The sequence below is a fragment of the Nocardia sp. FBN12 genome (assembly GCF_050320175.1).
Lineage (GTDB): Bacteria > Actinomycetota > Actinomycetes > Mycobacteriales > Mycobacteriaceae > Nocardia.
Genome location: NZ_CP190048.1, coordinates 2825974 through 2840077, shown reverse-complemented (window position 1 = coordinate 2840077; position 14104 = coordinate 2825974). Strand labels below are relative to the sequence as shown.

At 68.7% G+C, this 14104-nt stretch carries 14 protein-coding genes; 5 read left to right on the top strand and 9 right to left on the bottom strand.

Annotated features, from left to right (window positions below):
* Positions 1-74 precede the first annotated feature (74 nt).
* Positions 75-845: an SDR family NAD(P)-dependent oxidoreductase gene (locus tag ACQHI0_RS13785; RefSeq protein WP_427908333.1), complete on the bottom strand. Its 771-nt coding sequence runs from the start codon at positions 843-845 to the stop codon at positions 75-77.
* The gene (locus tag ACQHI0_RS13780; RefSeq protein WP_427908332.1) at positions 842-2362 is read right to left on the bottom strand and encodes a class I adenylate-forming enzyme family protein; all 1521 of its coding nucleotides are present in this window, start codon (positions 2360-2362) and stop codon (positions 842-844) included. Before ACQHI0_RS13780 ends, ACQHI0_RS13785 begins: the two co-directional genes overlap by 4 nt.
* 63 nt (positions 2363-2425) lie before the next feature.
* On the opposite strand from ACQHI0_RS13780, the gene ACQHI0_RS13775 reads away from it, so the two are divergent.
* Genes ACQHI0_RS13775 through ACQHI0_RS13765 form a run of 3 tightly spaced genes read left to right on the top strand, consistent with a single transcriptional unit; the run spans position 2426 to position 5678 of the window.
* Positions 2426-3643, top strand: a complete 1218-nt coding sequence (locus ACQHI0_RS13775) for a CaiB/BaiF CoA transferase family protein (RefSeq protein WP_427908331.1) — start codon at positions 2426-2428, stop codon at positions 3641-3643.
* Positions 3640-4911 carry an acetyl-CoA hydrolase/transferase family protein gene (locus ACQHI0_RS13770; RefSeq protein WP_427908330.1) on the top strand — a complete coding sequence of 424 codons (1272 nt, stop codon included), beginning with the start codon at positions 3640-3642 and terminating at the stop codon, positions 4909-4911. The genes ACQHI0_RS13775 and ACQHI0_RS13770 overlap by 4 nt, the downstream gene beginning before the upstream one ends.
* A complete protein-coding gene (locus ACQHI0_RS13765; RefSeq protein ID WP_427908329.1) occupies positions 4911-5678 on the top strand; it encodes an enoyl-CoA hydratase/isomerase family protein in 768 nt (255 codons plus the stop codon). The genes ACQHI0_RS13770 and ACQHI0_RS13765 overlap by 1 nt, the downstream gene beginning before the upstream one ends.
* Before the next feature lie 66 nt (positions 5679-5744).
* Here the strand turns inward: ACQHI0_RS13765 and ACQHI0_RS13760 are convergent, their stop codons facing one another.
* From ACQHI0_RS13760 to ACQHI0_RS13750, 3 genes are all read right to left on the bottom strand, one after another.
* Positions 5745-6062: a hypothetical protein gene (locus ACQHI0_RS13760; protein WP_427908328.1), complete on the bottom strand. Its 318-nt coding sequence runs from the start codon at positions 6060-6062 to the stop codon at positions 5745-5747.
* Positions 6063-6704: 642 nt separating this feature from the next.
* Positions 6705-7934 carry an acyl-CoA dehydrogenase family protein gene (locus ACQHI0_RS13755; protein WP_427909158.1) on the bottom strand — a complete coding sequence of 410 codons (1230 nt, stop codon included), beginning with the start codon at positions 7932-7934 and terminating at the stop codon, positions 6705-6707.
* A gap of 32 nt (positions 7935-7966) precedes the next feature.
* On the bottom strand, positions 7967-9103 hold the full coding sequence (locus ACQHI0_RS13750; protein ID WP_427908327.1) for an acyl-CoA dehydrogenase family protein: 1137 nt from the start codon (positions 9101-9103) through the stop codon (positions 7967-7969).
* 142 nt (positions 9104-9245) lie between these two features.
* Between ACQHI0_RS13750 and ACQHI0_RS13745 the strand changes: the two genes are divergently transcribed.
* Both ACQHI0_RS13745 and ACQHI0_RS13740 read left to right on the top strand, forming a co-directional pair.
* Positions 9246-10541: a cytochrome P450 gene (locus tag ACQHI0_RS13745; protein ID WP_427908326.1), complete on the top strand. Its 1296-nt coding sequence runs from the start codon at positions 9246-9248 to the stop codon at positions 10539-10541.
* Positions 10538-10726: a ferredoxin gene (locus ACQHI0_RS13740; RefSeq protein ID WP_410872847.1), complete on the top strand. Its 189-nt coding sequence runs from the start codon at positions 10538-10540 to the stop codon at positions 10724-10726. The genes ACQHI0_RS13745 and ACQHI0_RS13740 overlap by 4 nt, the downstream gene beginning before the upstream one ends.
* Before the next feature lie 234 nt (positions 10727-10960).
* On the opposite strand, the gene ACQHI0_RS13735 is transcribed toward ACQHI0_RS13740, so the two are convergent.
* The 4 genes from ACQHI0_RS13735 to ACQHI0_RS13720 are packed head-to-tail and all read right to left on the bottom strand — an operon-like array spanning position 10961 to position 14100.
* A complete protein-coding gene (locus ACQHI0_RS13735; RefSeq protein WP_427908325.1) occupies positions 10961-11782 on the bottom strand; it encodes an NAD(P)-dependent oxidoreductase in 822 nt (273 codons plus the stop codon).
* Between the two features lie 8 nt (positions 11783-11790).
* Positions 11791-12627, bottom strand: coding sequence for an NAD(P)-dependent oxidoreductase (locus ACQHI0_RS13730; protein ID WP_427908324.1), 837 nt, complete (start codon positions 12625-12627; stop codon positions 11791-11793).
* Position 12628: 1 nt separating this feature from the next.
* Positions 12629-13138, bottom strand: coding sequence for a DoxX family protein (locus ACQHI0_RS13725; protein WP_427908323.1), 510 nt, complete (start codon positions 13136-13138; stop codon positions 12629-12631).
* 5 nt (positions 13139-13143) lie between these two features.
* Positions 13144-14100, bottom strand: coding sequence for an alpha/beta hydrolase (locus ACQHI0_RS13720; protein ID WP_427908322.1), 957 nt, complete (start codon positions 14098-14100; stop codon positions 13144-13146).
* Between the last annotated feature and the right edge of the window lie 4 nt (positions 14101-14104).

The window sequence follows — 14104 nt, the reverse complement described above, 5'->3', positions numbered from 1 at the left end:
GAGGAGAATGTGATTCTCCGATAGGTATAATCATGCTTTCATCGGGTGGGGTCGGTGTCAACCCGCCGCGGGTGTCAGCGAGCCGTCCAGCCGCCGTCGACCACGATGGTTTGGCCGGTCACATAGCGAGCGGCGTCGCCGGCGAGCCAGGTGATGGCGCCGACCAGGTCCTGTGCCGTGCCTTCGCTGGGCAGCGGGGTGTTGCGGCGCAGGTACTCGGCGCCGCGGGGGCTGTCGTAGAGACTGTCGGTGATCTCGCTGCGGAAGAAGCCGGGCGCGACGGTGTTCACCCGGATCGAGTGCCGGGCCCACTGCACCGCGAGTTCGGTGGTGAGCCCGGACAATCCGGCTTTGCTCGCCGCGTACGAAGCCTGGGGGATACCCGGAATGCCGACCCGGCCGCTGATCGAGGAAACGTTGACCACCGAACCGCCCCCGGCGTCGCGCATATGCGGGAACAGCGCCTGGGCCAGCAGGAACGGAGCCACCAGGTTGAGGGCGAGGGTGTGCTGGACGGCGTCGAGTGGTTCGTCCTCGGCGCGCTCGGTGGTGAATCTGTTGCCCGCCGCGTTCACCAGGATCGTCGGCGGGCCGAGCCGTTCGGCGACGGTCGGTGCCACGGTGGCGATCTGCTCGGGATCGGCCAGATCGCAGACCACCGCGAGTCCGTCGACGCGGGTGGCGAGTTCGGTCAGCCGGTCGGTTCGGCGGGCGAGGACCGCGACACGAGCGCCGAGCCCGGCGAGCGCCTCGGCCACCGCGGCGCCGAGTCCCGACGACGCGCCGGTCACCACCGCGACCCGGCCGGTCAGGTCGAACAACCGCAGTGCGGTGTCGGCGCTCATCGCTGCGCCCGCTGCGCGAGTGCGGTGAGCCCGGTGCGCTCGATCTTGCCCATGGCGTTCACCGGCAGCGCATCCACTCTGGTCCAGATCTCGGGCACCTTGTAACCGGCGAGCTCGCGTCGGCACAGTGCCGCGAGTTCGTCGAAATCGATAGTGGTACAGCTTGTTTCGACGAGTGCGGCGACCTTTTGTCCGAGTCGTTCGTCCGGCACGGGGCATACCGCCACCTTGGTGACGTCCGGGTGGATCGCCAGCACCCGCTCCACTTCGAGTGGGTAGACATTCGCACCACCGCGGATGATCACCATCTTCTTCCGGTCCAGCACGGCGAGCTGTCCGGCGGGGTCGACGGTGCCGATGTCGCCGGTAGCCAAGGGGCCCAACGGAAGCGGGTGAATCTCGCCGTCGGACCAGTGGCCGAGCGGCGGTCGCCAGAGTCCCGCCCACGGGCCTTCCCGCGCGGTGGTCAGGCAGAGCTCGCCCAGTGCGCCCGGCGGTAAACGGTCGCCCTCGTCGTCGTAGGCGGCTACGTCGAGGTGGGGGAGCACCAGGCCGCTGCTCCCCGGTGTCCAGGCGGTGCCGGGTGGGTCGATGGCGACCACCGTCGGTGCCTCGGTGAGGCCGTAGGTCGTTCGGGGTACGAGCCCGTGGGTGTCGGCGAAGGTGGTGCGGACCGCGTCCGGGGTGTCACTGCCGCCGCTCCAGATCTCTTGCAAGGACCGGAGATTCGCGTCCGGTCGGCGCGCGAGATCGTAGAGCTGGGCCGGGGCGCCGTTCCACACCGTCACCTGATGTTCGGCGATCCATTCGGCCACTCCGGCCACGTCGCGACGGTCCATGATCACCGCGCAACCACCTGCCTGGGCCGTGGTGAGGGTGGACAACACCATCATGTTGAGGATGGTGAGCGGAAAGCTGTCGCCCCGGCGTAGATCAGGGCCCCAACCGCGGGTCGCGAGGACGACCGCGCCGGGCAGCATCAGGTTGCGCTGGCTGTGCACCACCGCCTTCGGTCGCCCGGAGGTGCCGCTGGTGAACGCGATGCCCGCGGCGGCGTCGATGTCGTGGGTGAGGTCGGGCGCGGGTTCGGCGCGGGTGAGTTCGTCTGCCCAGCGGTCCGGATGCACGGCCCGCGGTGACTCGGCGCGCCACTGGGGTCCGGCCAGCACCACGGTGGGATCGCAGAGATCGTGCAGGTACTGCTGTTCGGCCGGGGCGTTCGCCTCGCCGATACCCGCCCAGATCGCGCCGATGCGCTGCGCGCCGTGGAACGCGGCGACGATGCCGAGGTCGTTGGGCAGGCAGGCCGCGACCCGGTCGCCGGGACGGACGCCGAGCGACCACAGCGCGCCCGCCGCCCGCGCCGCCTGCTCGTCGAGTTCCGCGTAGCTCCACGCGCCCGCCGCGGCGATCAACGCGGTGGCGCCGGGGCGGCTGCGCAGGGCTGTGTCGAGCACCGTTGCGATGGGGCGCGGAGCACGGATTTTGCCGATGTTGCTGTCCACGCCTTCTTTCATAGCACTATCCTTGCAAGGATTCACTAGTTAGTCCGATCGGACGTGATGGGCGAAGAGGACACGATGGAACACACAGGTCCGCTGTCAGGGATGCGGGTCATCGACCTGACGGCGATGGTGATGGGCCCCTACTGCACGCAGATCATGGCCGACATGGGCGCCGACGTGATCAAGGTCGAACCGCCGCGCGGTGACGACACCCGCTATATCTCGGTGGGTCCCGAGCCGGGCATGAGCGGGGTGTTCGTCAACGTCAACCGGGGTAAGCGCAGTGTCGTGCTCGACCTGCGCACCGAGCGGGACGCAGCCGCGCTGCGTGAGCTGATCGCCGGCGCCGATGTGTTCGTTCATTCGATGCGGGCGGCGGCGATCGAGCGTCTCGGTTTCGGCTACCAGGACGTAGCGCGGGTGAACCCGAACATCGTCTACACCAACTGCTACGGCTACGGCCGCGGCGGGCCCGACTCCGATCGTCCCGCCTACGACGACACCGTCCAGGCCGAGTGCGGACTGCCCTACGCGCAGGAAATGCTCACCGGCACACCGGGTTACGTGGGCAGCATCATCGCCGACAAAGTCGCCGGACTCACCGCCGTGTACGCCACCACGATGGCACTGCTGCATCGCGAGCGCACCGGCGAGGGCCAGGAAGTCGAGGTCGCCATGTTCGAGACCATGGCGGCGTTCATGCTCGTCGAGCACGCCAACGGTGCCATGTTCGATCCACCGCTCGGCCCCGCGATCTATCCACGGGCGGTCACTCCCGACCGCAGGCCCTACCGCACCGCCGACGGGTACCTGGCGGCACTGGTCTACAACGACAAGCACTGGACGGCGTTCGTCGACGCGGTGCGCCCGCCTTGGGCGGGGCCGGAGTTCGCCACGCTGGCCCAGCGCGCGGCGCGAATCGACACCGTCTACGCGGGGCTGAGCGAGATCTTCGCCCAGCGGACCACCGCCGAATGGCTGACATTGCTACGTGCCCTCGACATTCCGGCCGCGCCGGTGCGCTCCCTCGACGAGCTGTTCGACAACGACCACCTCGCCGCGGTCGGCTTCTTCCAGACCGTCGACACCCCCCACGGACCGGTTCGCTTTCCCGGCCCGCCCGCCTGGTTCTCGCGAACCCCGGGCCGAGTCGCAGGCCCGGCGCCCCGACTCGGCGCCGATACCGACGAGGTCCTCGACCGAGTCCGCTCGGTGGTCACCGGAGAGGCGTTGTCGAGGAATACCGGCGAGGTGCCCACTCAGCCGGTTGTCCGTGGTGGGTGGGCACGATGACGGCTGTGTTGTCCGCCGCCGACCTCGATCTTCGGGCGATCCTGCGTCCCGGCGACCGGATCGTCGCGGGGCAGGCGTGCGGCGAGCCGACCTCCCTGATCGAGCTGCTCATCGCGCAAGGCGGCGAGATCCCGGATCTGTCACTGTTCATCGCGACCAGCTTCTCCGGTCTTCTCACACCGGCGGCCGCGGCGGTGTTCGAGCCGGTGAGCATGGGTGCCATCGGCGCGCTGCGGGCACTGTCGGCGGCGCACCGGCTCGGTGTGGTGCCGTGCCACGTCAGCCGGATCGGGCCGATGCTCGAGGCGGGTGAGCTCGGCTGCGACATCGCCTTCGTCCAGGTCGCGCCCGCCGCCGCGGACGGGACACACAGCCTCGGCGTGATCAGCGATCACGTGCGTGCCGCGGTGCGGGCGGCCCGGGTGGTCGTGGCCGAGGTGAACGACCGGGTGCCGCGCACGATGGGCGAGCGCATCCACGCCGACGAGATCGATTACGCGGTCCGGGTTTCGCGTGACCCGGTCTGTGTCGCGCCCGCGACCATCGGGCCCGCGGACGACGCGATCGCCCGGCACGTTGCCGGGTTCATCGAGGACGGCGCGGTACTGCAGGTCGGCATCGGCGCGGTGCCCGACGCCGTACTGCGTCTGCTGCGCGACCGCACCGATCTCGGCGTGCACTCCGGGATGATCGGCGACAGTGTGGTCGACCTGGTGCAGTCGGGGGTGATCACCAACGCGCGCAAGGAGATCGACCGCGGAGTGTCGATCACCGGTGCCCTGATCGGCACCCAGCGGCTCTACCGTTTCGCCGACGGCAATCCACACATCCGCATGTGCGGCACCGCCTACACCCACGACCCCGCCGTCCTCGCCCGGCTCAGTGGGCTGGTCACCGTCAACTCGGCGGTGGAGGTGGACCTCACCGGACAGGTCAACGCCGAACAGAGCGGGACGGCCTATTTCGGTGGTACCGGCGGACAGGTCGATTTCGTGCGCGCGGGTGTGCGATCGCCGGGCGGGCGGTCGGTGATCGCTCTGCAATCCACGGCCAGGGGCGGGACCGTCAGCCGGATCGCCGCCACCTTGTCCGGCCCGGTGACCACCGCACGCACCGAGGTGGACGTGATCGTCACCGAATTCGGTGCCGCCGAACTGGTGGGCCGGACCCTTGCCGAACGTGCGCGCGCGCTGATCGCGATCGCACACCCCGATTTTCGCGACGACCTGGACCGTGCGGCGCGCGAGATCCAGCGGAGAGGTTTCTGATGTCCGACGATGCTGTGTTGTTCGAGGCCCGCCCGGACGGGATCGCGGTGATCACCTTGAACCGCCCCGATACTCGCAACTGTCTCGCCCGCGATGTGCGGGCCGGACTGTTCGAGGCTTGGGCGCGGTTCGAGGACGATCCGGCGCTGCGGGTCGCCGTGCTCACCGGCGCCGGTCCGGCGTTCTGCGCGGGCGGCGATCTGAAGGAGATGGTGGAGACCGCGATGGCGGTTCCGCCCCGGGACATGTTCCCGGTGCCGTATGACACTGTGGCACTGAGCAAACCGACGATCGCCGCCGTGAACGGCGTCGCCTTCGCCGGGGGCTGGATGATCGCCCAGGCGTGCGATCTGTGTGTCGCCTCGACCACCGCTTCCTTCGCGATCACCGAGGTGAAGGTGGGGCGCAGTTCGCCGTGGGCCGCGCCGCTGATCCACATGATCCCGCAGCGGATCATGATGGAGATCCTGTTGACCGGCAAGCCGATCGACGCGCGCCGGGCCTACGAGATCGGCCTGGTGAACCGCCTCGCCGAGCCCGCGGACCTGCTGTCCGCCGCGCTCGACCTGGCGCGGGAGGTCGCGGCCGGTGCCCCGCTGTCGGTGGGCGCCGCCAGGGAGACGGTCATGCTCGCCACCGAAATGGGCCGATCGGCTGCCCTCCAGGCGGCACGGCACGCTTCGACGCACTGCTACCACAGCTCGGACGCGCAGGAAGGTCCCCGCGCGTTCGCCGACAAGCGCGCACCCCACTGGACCGGTAGGTGAGGAGTGCGTCTTCGCCGACGTATCACAGCTGCCGGCTCGGCCGTGCGAATGTACTTCGGCAAGCGGCTACCGCCCCCGGTACGCGGCCTGGGTCTGGCTGACCAGCTTGCACTGCCAGCACTCGAAGTCGGCCTGGTCCCTTGCGATGTTTTGGCGCGCGTTGCACCGAGGACACATCACAGCGCGCATGCCGGGTGGCGGGGCCGGTTCACCGGGCGCTGCCAGCACCGCTGCCAGGATGCCGAGCGGGCCCAACAGGAACCCCACCAGGAAGAATCCGCCAGGACTACGGCGCTTCCGCTCGGCGATAGCCAGGCTGGCGCACCCGAACACGATGCCGACCATCATTGCGCCCATGAGAATGCCGACGGCGGGACTATCCATGTGATTCTCCGTTCAGATTTCGAGCCGGAAGGATCGTAGGCCTTGGCGTTCTTGCCGACTCGGCATTCGGTCACAGTGCGCCAGATGCCGGTGCGGTCTCGCGCCGAGACCGAGGCTATCGCCGGTGAGGTCCTGCCCGGTCGGGATCGCCATGGTGCCGCAAGCACCATGGCGGCTGTATCGGGAGCCCAGCGTTGTTCTTCCTGGACTATGGCGTAGCGGCTGGGCATCACCAAGCAATACAGGCTGCCGGTCTCGTTGGTCATGATTGCAGCCGCCAACAGGCCGTGCCGGGCCCGGGGGTTTGCGGCGGCTACCGGCGGCTGAGGTGGCAGTGGCTGGGGCACAGGGGCATTCGAGTCCGACGTGCTGGACAGTCAACCGCACCAGGGGTAGCCAGGAAAGGCGAGCGGGTCATCTCGCGGACCGTGCGCGGCGACGTTGCAGAAGCTCGTCGCCGGCGCGGTAGGGCCCGGCCCTCGTCAGGTGTCACCCGCCATCGTCGTCGGTCCACGAACGGAACCCGTAGATCTCACCGACCGCCGACGACGCGGGGACACCCGCCGCTCACCGGAGTGAGTCCAAGGCGCTACACAACCGCTTCGGGCAGCATCGATGCACGTCGGGCGAATTCTTGACAACTCACCGTCCGTGCGGAACCTCGTTGAAGGGCACGTCGCGATCGGCGGCCGACTCCCTCGGCATGCCGAGCACGCGTTCGCTGATCACGTTGCGCGCCATCTCGGTGCTCCCACCGGCCAGGCTCCACGCCGCGCGGAACAGATAGTCGAGTCCGACGGTTTCGGTGTCGGCGCTGTCTCCCTGGGTGTGCGTGGCCGCCATCGGCCCGGCGATGCGCACCGCCGTATCGGTTTGCAGCCAGGCGTTCTCGGCGGAGAAGAGCCGGGGGATGGCGCCCGCCGCGGGGGGTAGCGCGCCCGTTGTGATCGCCTGGGTCACGTGCGAGATGAGTTGGTCGCGTACGACATTCATCGCCCGTGCCTCGCCGATGTCCTCGCGCACCCGCGAATTGTCCTGTTGACCGGTCGCTGTCGCCAGGCGCAGCAACTGGTCCGCCTCGCCGCCGAGGTGCGGTCGCGCGCCACTGGTGTAGGGCGAGGTGCCGCCGAGTGCGGCCCGTTCGTGGAAGAGCAGGCGCGAGGCGGCTGCCCAGCCCGCGTCGACCTCGCCGACCACCGCGTCCGCCGGGAGCTCGACATCGTCGAAGAACTCCTGGCAGAACTCCGTCGATCCGGTGACCTGCTTGATCCGCCGCACCGTGACGCCCTCGGCGTGCACCGGGACCAGGAACAGTGTCAGGCCTTGATGTTTCGGCACCGACCATTCGGTGCGGGCCAGGCACAGGGCGTAGTCGGCAGCGTAGGCGCCCGAGCTCCAGATCTTGGAGCCGTTGAGGATCCAGCGATCACCGTCGCGGTCGGCGCGGGAGGTGAGACCGGCCAGATCCGAACCGCCGCGTGGCTCGGAGAGGAACTGCACCAGGATCTGCTCACCGCGCAACACCGCGGGCAGATGCGTGCGCTTCTGTTCCTCGGTGCCGAGATCGAGCAGACTGGCGGCGCAGATGGCCAGGGTCGGCACATTCAGCAGCAGCGGCATCTCGTAGGGGATGGACTCGTCGGTGAACGCGTCCTGGTGGTCGGCGGTGAGCCCCAGCCCGCCGTACTCGGTGGGGAAACAGATGCCGGCGAAACCGCCGTCGTGGAGCAACCGCTGCAATTGGCGAGCACGATCCCATGCCGCCTCGGTGTCGGACGGCGGGGCCACCGACGGTGCCGGGGGCATGTTCGCCCGCAGCCAATTCCGTGCTCTGGTGCGGAATTCCGCGACGGGCTCGATGTCGGTGGTCATAGCTGCGGTGCCTTCCTCGGTGGACGATGCGGTCATGCCGCGGTGTCGAGCAGATCGGTGATGTGGCGGCGGTGTTCCTCCGGCGTGCCGTACAGCGCGCGGCCGAGGGTGATCCGGCGCAGGTACAGGTGCAGATCGTGTTCCCAGGTGACGCCGATACCGCCGTGCAACTGCACGCAATCCTGGGCGATCACGGGCGCTTTGGCGCCGACATAGGATTTCGCGATGCTGATGTACTCCGCGGTTTCCGGCGCACCGGCGTCCCAGGCCGCCGCGCCGGCGAACGCGGTGGCGCGGCAGGCCTCCAGCCAGGTCTTGTTGTCGGCCATCCGGTGCTTGAGCGCCTGGTACGAGGCCAACGGCCTGCCGAAGGTGTAGCGCTCGAACAGCCAGGTCAGCGTGCTGTCGAGCGCCCGGTCGGCGGCACCGGCCGATTCCGCGGCGGTGAGCAGCGCGGCGGCTCCGGCCTGCGCGCGCAGGGCGGTGACGGCCTCGGTTCCGGTGTGGGTCACCGCCTCGGCGCCGAGGATGACGTCGTCGAAGGTGACGCGCCCGGTCCGGCGGGTGAGATCGACAGTCCAGCTGGGGCTGACGGTGACACCCGGAGCGTCGGCGGGCACCAGCAGTTGCAGCGGGCCGTCGTCGCCGGTAGCCGTGACCAGCAACAGGTCCGCCTGATCGGCCGCCTCCACCCGGTCCTTGACGCCGGTCAGCCGAAAGCCGTCACCGGTCGCCACCGCACGGGTGCCGTACACGGTGCCGGTGAGCGGGGCGAAACCCATGCCCGGCTCGTAAACCGCCCAGGTGGCAACGGTTTCGCCGGTCACGATGGCACCCACCGTCTCGGCGAGGCGGTCACCGACCGTGGCGAGTCCGGCGAGTACCGCGGTGGTGGTGACGAACGGTCCTGGCGCCGCACCGCGGCCGAGTTCGGTTGCCACCAGGGCGAGTTCGGTCATCGGATGGCCCGAGACCGAGCCGCCGCCGAGGCTCTCCGGCACCAGCATGGCGGTCCAGCCCAGCTCGGCGCCGTGGCGCCACCAGTCCCGGTCGAAACCGGTACCGGACTCGGCGAGCGCGCGCACGGTGGCGATCGGCACCGTGCCGGCGAGGAAATCTCGGGTGGTCGTCTGGAAAAACCGCTGGTCCGCGGTGGGATCGTGGGGCATGTGGTCGGTCCTTCGGTTGACGCGAAGCTGCCATTGTGGAAATCTCATACTCACATGTGAGAGGCTTATTCTCAATCACGGAAGTCAACCGGCACTGACAGCCTTCGGATGGCGTCGACCGGAATCTCGAAGGGACCGTCGCGTGGTGAACAACTTCCAGGATCTGGACTTCTTCCTCGGACAGGAATTGGTCGCAGATCCCTACCCCTATTTCGATTCGCTGCGGGAACAGTGCCCGGTGATGCGGGAACCCCATCACGAGGTGATGATGGTGACCGGCTACGACGAGGCGCTCGAGGTCTACAACGACGTCGAACGGTTCTCCTCCTGCAACGCCGTCACGGGTCCGTTTCCCGGATTCCCTGTCCCGCTGGACGAGAACAGCGATGTCGCCGCGCTGATCGAACAACATCGCGACAGCCTCCCGATGAGCGATCAGCTGCCGACGATGGATCCGCCGATGCACTCCGAGCACCGTGCGCTGCTCATGCGGCTGATCACCCCGAAGCGATTGAAGGAGAACGAGGAGGCGATGTGGTCGATGGCCGACCGCATGCTCGACCACTATCTGGCCAATGGTGGTGATTACATGCGGGAGTTCGCCGGTCCCTTCACGCTGTACGTCATCGCGGATCTGCTCGGTGTGCCCGCCGACGACCAGGAGGAGTTCCTGCACGCGCTGCAGCGCGACCCGCACCGGGAAGGCGCCAGTGTCGGCAGTACCGAGGGCGAGGGCATGTCCCACAACCCGATCGAGTTCCTGTACACCAGGTTCTCGTCCTATATCGAGGATCGCCGGCGTAACCCGCGCAACGACGTACTCACCAGCCTGGCCACCGCGACCTTCCCTGATGGTTCTCAGCCCGAGGTCCTCGATGTCGTGCGGGTGGCCGCCAACGTCTTCTCGGCCGGCCAGGAGACCACGGTCCGATTGCTGAGTGCGGCAATGAAACTGATCGCCGAACGGCCCGACATCCAGGCGCACCTGCGCGAGGACAAGAGCCGCATTCACAATTTCATCGAGGAGGCGTTGCGGATGGAGAGCCCGATCAAGGGCGACTTCCGGCTCGCGAAGACGACCACGACGGTCGGTGGCACCGACGTGCCGGTGGGGACGGTGCTCATGGTCGTCAACGGAGCCGCCAACCGTGACCCGCGCCGCTTCGATGACCCGTCGACCTTCGATCCGGCACGGTCGAATGCCCGCCAGCACATCGCGTTCGGGCGTGGGGTGCACACCTGCCCCGGCGCGCCGCTGGCTCGCGCGGAGGCCAGGATCGCCATCGAGCGACTGCTGGACCGCACCACCGACCTGCGGATCGACGAGAGCGTGCACGGACCGGCGGACGCGCGCGAATATCAGTATCTGCCCACCTACATACTCCGGGGGCTCACGTCGCTGCATCTGGAAGTGGACGTGGCCGAGGACGCCCGATGAAGGTGACTGTCGACGCGGATCGCTGCCGTGGCCACGGTGCCTGCCTGGGGCTGTGCCCGGAAGTCTTCACCCTGACCGACAGCGGATACGCCGAAGCTGTCGCGGGCGCGGTGCCCGAACACCTGGAGGACGCGGTGGCCGACGCCGTCTCCGCCTGCCCGGAGAGTGCGATCGTCGTCGAGTGAGCGACAACCACCGGCCGGGTGGATCATGCTGTACCGCAGCGTGATCCACCCGGCCGATTCGTTTGTGGGCTGAGTGGTCGATCGGCCGAGCAGTTGATGGGGCCGATCCGATTGCGGGGCTGGGCGGTTGATCGACCGAGCGGTTGACCAGCCGAACGGTTGATGGGCCGATCCGACTATGGCGCTGAGCGGTTGATGAGCCGGATCCGTCCTCAGCCTGAGTGGCCGAGGAGACTATGCCGTGGGAGCTTCGGGTGCGATCGGGGCGAGGCCTGCTCGCACCGCGGGGCCGAGCAAGCCGAGATCGGCACCGAGCGCCGCAGCGAGATCGTGGGCTACCGCAATGTCCTTGCGCAGGAATTCCCCTACGGTGGAACGGAATTCATCGACCGATCCGCGGGCCGCGACACTCGAGATCGCCCGCCCGCCGCTGCTGGCATGAGGGAGCGCGGCGAGCAGGGCAGGCTCGGGCAGCCCGAGCTGTGCGCCGAGGCGCACTGCCTCGGCGACCAAGCCGATCTGTGCCGCGAACAAGATGTTGTTCACCAGTTTGACGCGCTGACCGGCCCCGAGTGCTCCGACGTGCAGCATCGGGTTGGCATACGCACCCACCACGGCCTTGGCTGTGATGACATCGGATTCGGTGCCGCCGAGGAACACAGTCAGTGTGCCCGCGGCGATATCGTGCGGGCCGCCACTGACCGGGCCATCGACCACGCCGATACCCCGGTCGCGCGCCCTAGCGGCGACGGCATCAGCCGTCTCGGGGCTGCCGGTGGTGTGCAGGACGATCAGCGCGCCGCGCGGAAGTTCACCGAGAAGCGTTCCTCCCAAGCATAATTCGCGAACCTGATCGTCGGTGAACACGCAGACGAGCACCACCTCGGTGCCCCGTGCCACCTCGATCGCCGAGTTCACGGGGGTAGCGCCGAGCGCCGCTAACTCCGCGTGCGCCCGATCGGTGCGGGCCAGCACGCGCACTGTATGCCCGGCCGCGACCAACTGCGCGACCATCGGGCGGCCCATCCGCCCTGCGCCTACGAATCCCACCCGCATGCCGGCTCCTACCTGCTCGGTATCGCCGCGCGCTCGCGGTTCATCACGGCCAGCGCGGCATCGGCGGCACCCAGTTCGATTCCCGGCGTGGCGCCCGCGGCATCGGCCAATTCGGCGATCAAGCCGACATCCTTGCGCAGCAGGTCGCCGGCTCGGGTGGCTAGCGCGTCGAGGGTGCCGCCCGCGGCGACGACCCGGCCCAGCGCGAAACTGCTGGCGGTGCCGTGCGTGATGACTTCCCCGAGCCGACCGGGGTCGACACCGAGTTCGGCCCCGAGACGCAAAGTCCCTTGTGCGGTAGCCAGATTCGCGGTGAACAGCAGATTGTTCAGCAGTTTGGCGAACTGTCCGGCGCCGACCTCGCCGAGGTGCACGATCGGATCGGCGTACGTCGCGAAAACCGGCCGCGCGGCCTCGACCGCTTCGACGGCACCGCCGACCATCACCAGCAGCCTGCCCTCGGCAGCCGCGGGACCACCACCGCTCACCGGTGCATCTAGAACTGAGATACCAAGGGGTGCAGCGAGTTCCGCGATCTCCCGGCAGGTCGTCGGGTGCACGGTCGAGTGGATGACAAGCGTCGTTCCGGCTGCCATCGCGGCGAGCACCCCCTTGTCTCCGGTGACGACCTCACGGACATCGGCATCGCCGACGACACAGACGCACACCAGGTCACTGACCGCGGCCAGCTCGGCCGGAGACTGTGCGGTACCTGCCGCGGTGTCGGCGTAGGGCTCGAGCGTGGCAGCCCTACGCGCCCATAGCGTGGTCGTGAACCCGGCATCGATGATGCGGCGCGCCATCGGCCCGCCCTGACTGCCCAATCCGATGAATCCGACGCGCATTTCAGTGCGCCTCCTGTCCGGTGGTCGCCGGGCGATAGAACGCCGCGAGCAGGGCGATTGTCGAGGCGATCCCCAGGCCGAGGGCGACCACGCCGCCCCACCATCCGGTGACCGCGATATCGAGGGCGTGGTCGAGCGAGATCCGGCCGGGGCCGAGGATGCCGAGCGCGACCGACGCGACCGCGAGCACGAGGACGTACTCGTAGCCCTCCTTGAACACGAAGAATCCGTGGGTGCGGTGCGCGAGCAGCCCCGCGACGAGCATCACGCCCACCACCGCGCCCGCACCCAGCGGCGTGCACAGGCCGAGGACCAGCAGTGCGCCGGCGCCGATCTCGGTGATCACACTGAGCCACGCCTGCAACAGCCCGTTGCGCAGGCCGAGTCCGGTGAACCAGCCGGCGGTGCCGGCTATCCCGCCGCCACCGAGCCAATGGTTGACTCCGTGCGCGATCATGGTGCCGCCGAGAACTACTCGCAACAGCAAGAGTGCGACATCGGTCGCGTCCATGGCAATCACTTCCTCGGCGACACGGGGCCGCCGTCGAATTGTGGTGTGGGACCGGTGAATTCACCGTGTTCCGCGGCGACTATGCACTCCTCGGCGAAGGCGAGCATGCCCAGGTGATAGGCGACGGCGGTATGGCCGACGCTGATGTTGTGTGCGGTATTGGGCTGGCTGTTGAGCACGACGCGAGGTGCGGCCGTGAACATCGCCCCCACCTCCGCCAGCGCCGCGGCGTCGTTGCACCAGACCCGCTCGTGATCGCCCGCGGTGAATCGTACCGGCACCCGAATTCCGGCCGCCAGCTCGGGAAAGACCTTCGAACCCCAATCGACGACGGCCTCGGTCTCGAACGGCGGGGCAGGCACCGCGATCGACGCGCCACGGTGGGTACCCGACGGATAGAGCCGCGCCGGATTCCAGATGAGGTCACCGACGCCGGGTGGTCGTGGGCTGTCGGGGCCGACGGTGCGCAGGATGCCCGCGCCGTCCGGGTGGTAGCGGCACCCGGTACCGGCCAGTTCCACGCCGAGTAGGTCGGCGAACCGCGGATCGCCTGCCATCCGCATCGCGAGTTCGGATCCGGCCGAGTGGGCCGTGAGGAAAACACCTGCGCCACGCGGGCGGTCGCGCAGGAACGCGCTGATCGCCTCGAACATCACGTCCGCGCGAACGTCCGGCGCGGCGAGCCGATGGGCGTACGATGCCGAGCTGCCGTATCCGGGTCGGTCCGGTGCGAGCACCGTGTAGCCGAGCCGGTGCGCCAGCCGGACCAGCGACAGTTCCGGATAGCCGGGGCAGTCGAAGTACGCCGAGGTGGTCGAGCCGCCGTGCAGCGCGAGCAGCACCGCACGCGGCGACGGTGCCTCGGCCAGCAGCCCGGAGATCGGCACACCACCGACCTCGGTGACAACGGACTCCCGGGCATCGTCACCGAGGTCACGGAGTTCGGAGTGGATGAGCGTCACGATG

Bases quoted from the DNA above. Each gene is read 5' to 3' on its own strand.
- ACQHI0_RS13775 (WP_427908331.1), top strand. From the start codon at position 2,426: ATGGAACACACAGGTCCGCTGTCAGGGATGCGGGTCATCGACCTGACG.
- ACQHI0_RS13730 (WP_427908324.1), bottom strand. From the start codon at position 12,627: ATGCGCGTCGGATTCATCGGATTGGGCAGTCAGGGCGGGCCGATGGCG.
- ACQHI0_RS13740 (WP_410872847.1), top strand. From the start codon at position 10,538: ATGAAGGTGACTGTCGACGCGGATCGCTGCCGTGGCCACGGTGCCTGC.
- ACQHI0_RS13785 (WP_427908333.1), bottom strand. From the start codon at position 845: ATGAGCGCCGACACCGCACTGCGGTTGTTCGACCTGACCGGCCGGGTC.
- ACQHI0_RS13765 (WP_427908329.1), top strand. From the start codon at position 4,911: ATGTCCGACGATGCTGTGTTGTTCGAGGCCCGCCCGGACGGGATCGCG.
- ACQHI0_RS13755 (WP_427909158.1), bottom strand. From the start codon at position 7,934: ATGACCACCGACATCGAGCCCGTCGCGGAATTCCGCACCAGAGCACGG.
- ACQHI0_RS13725 (WP_427908323.1), bottom strand. From the start codon at position 13,138: ATGGACGCGACCGATGTCGCACTCTTGCTGTTGCGAGTAGTTCTCGGC.
- ACQHI0_RS13780 (WP_427908332.1), bottom strand. From the start codon at position 2,362: ATGAAAGAAGGCGTGGACAGCAACATCGGCAAAATCCGTGCTCCGCGC.
- ACQHI0_RS13770 (WP_427908330.1), top strand. From the start codon at position 3,640: ATGACGGCTGTGTTGTCCGCCGCCGACCTCGATCTTCGGGCGATCCTG.
- ACQHI0_RS13750 (WP_427908327.1), bottom strand. From the start codon at position 9,103: ATGCCCCACGATCCCACCGCGGACCAGCGGTTTTTCCAGACGACCACC.
- ACQHI0_RS13735 (WP_427908325.1), bottom strand. From the start codon at position 11,782: ATGCGGGTGGGATTCGTAGGCGCAGGGCGGATGGGCCGCCCGATGGTC.
- ACQHI0_RS13760 (WP_427908328.1), bottom strand. From the start codon at position 6,062: ATGGATAGTCCCGCCGTCGGCATTCTCATGGGCGCAATGATGGTCGGC.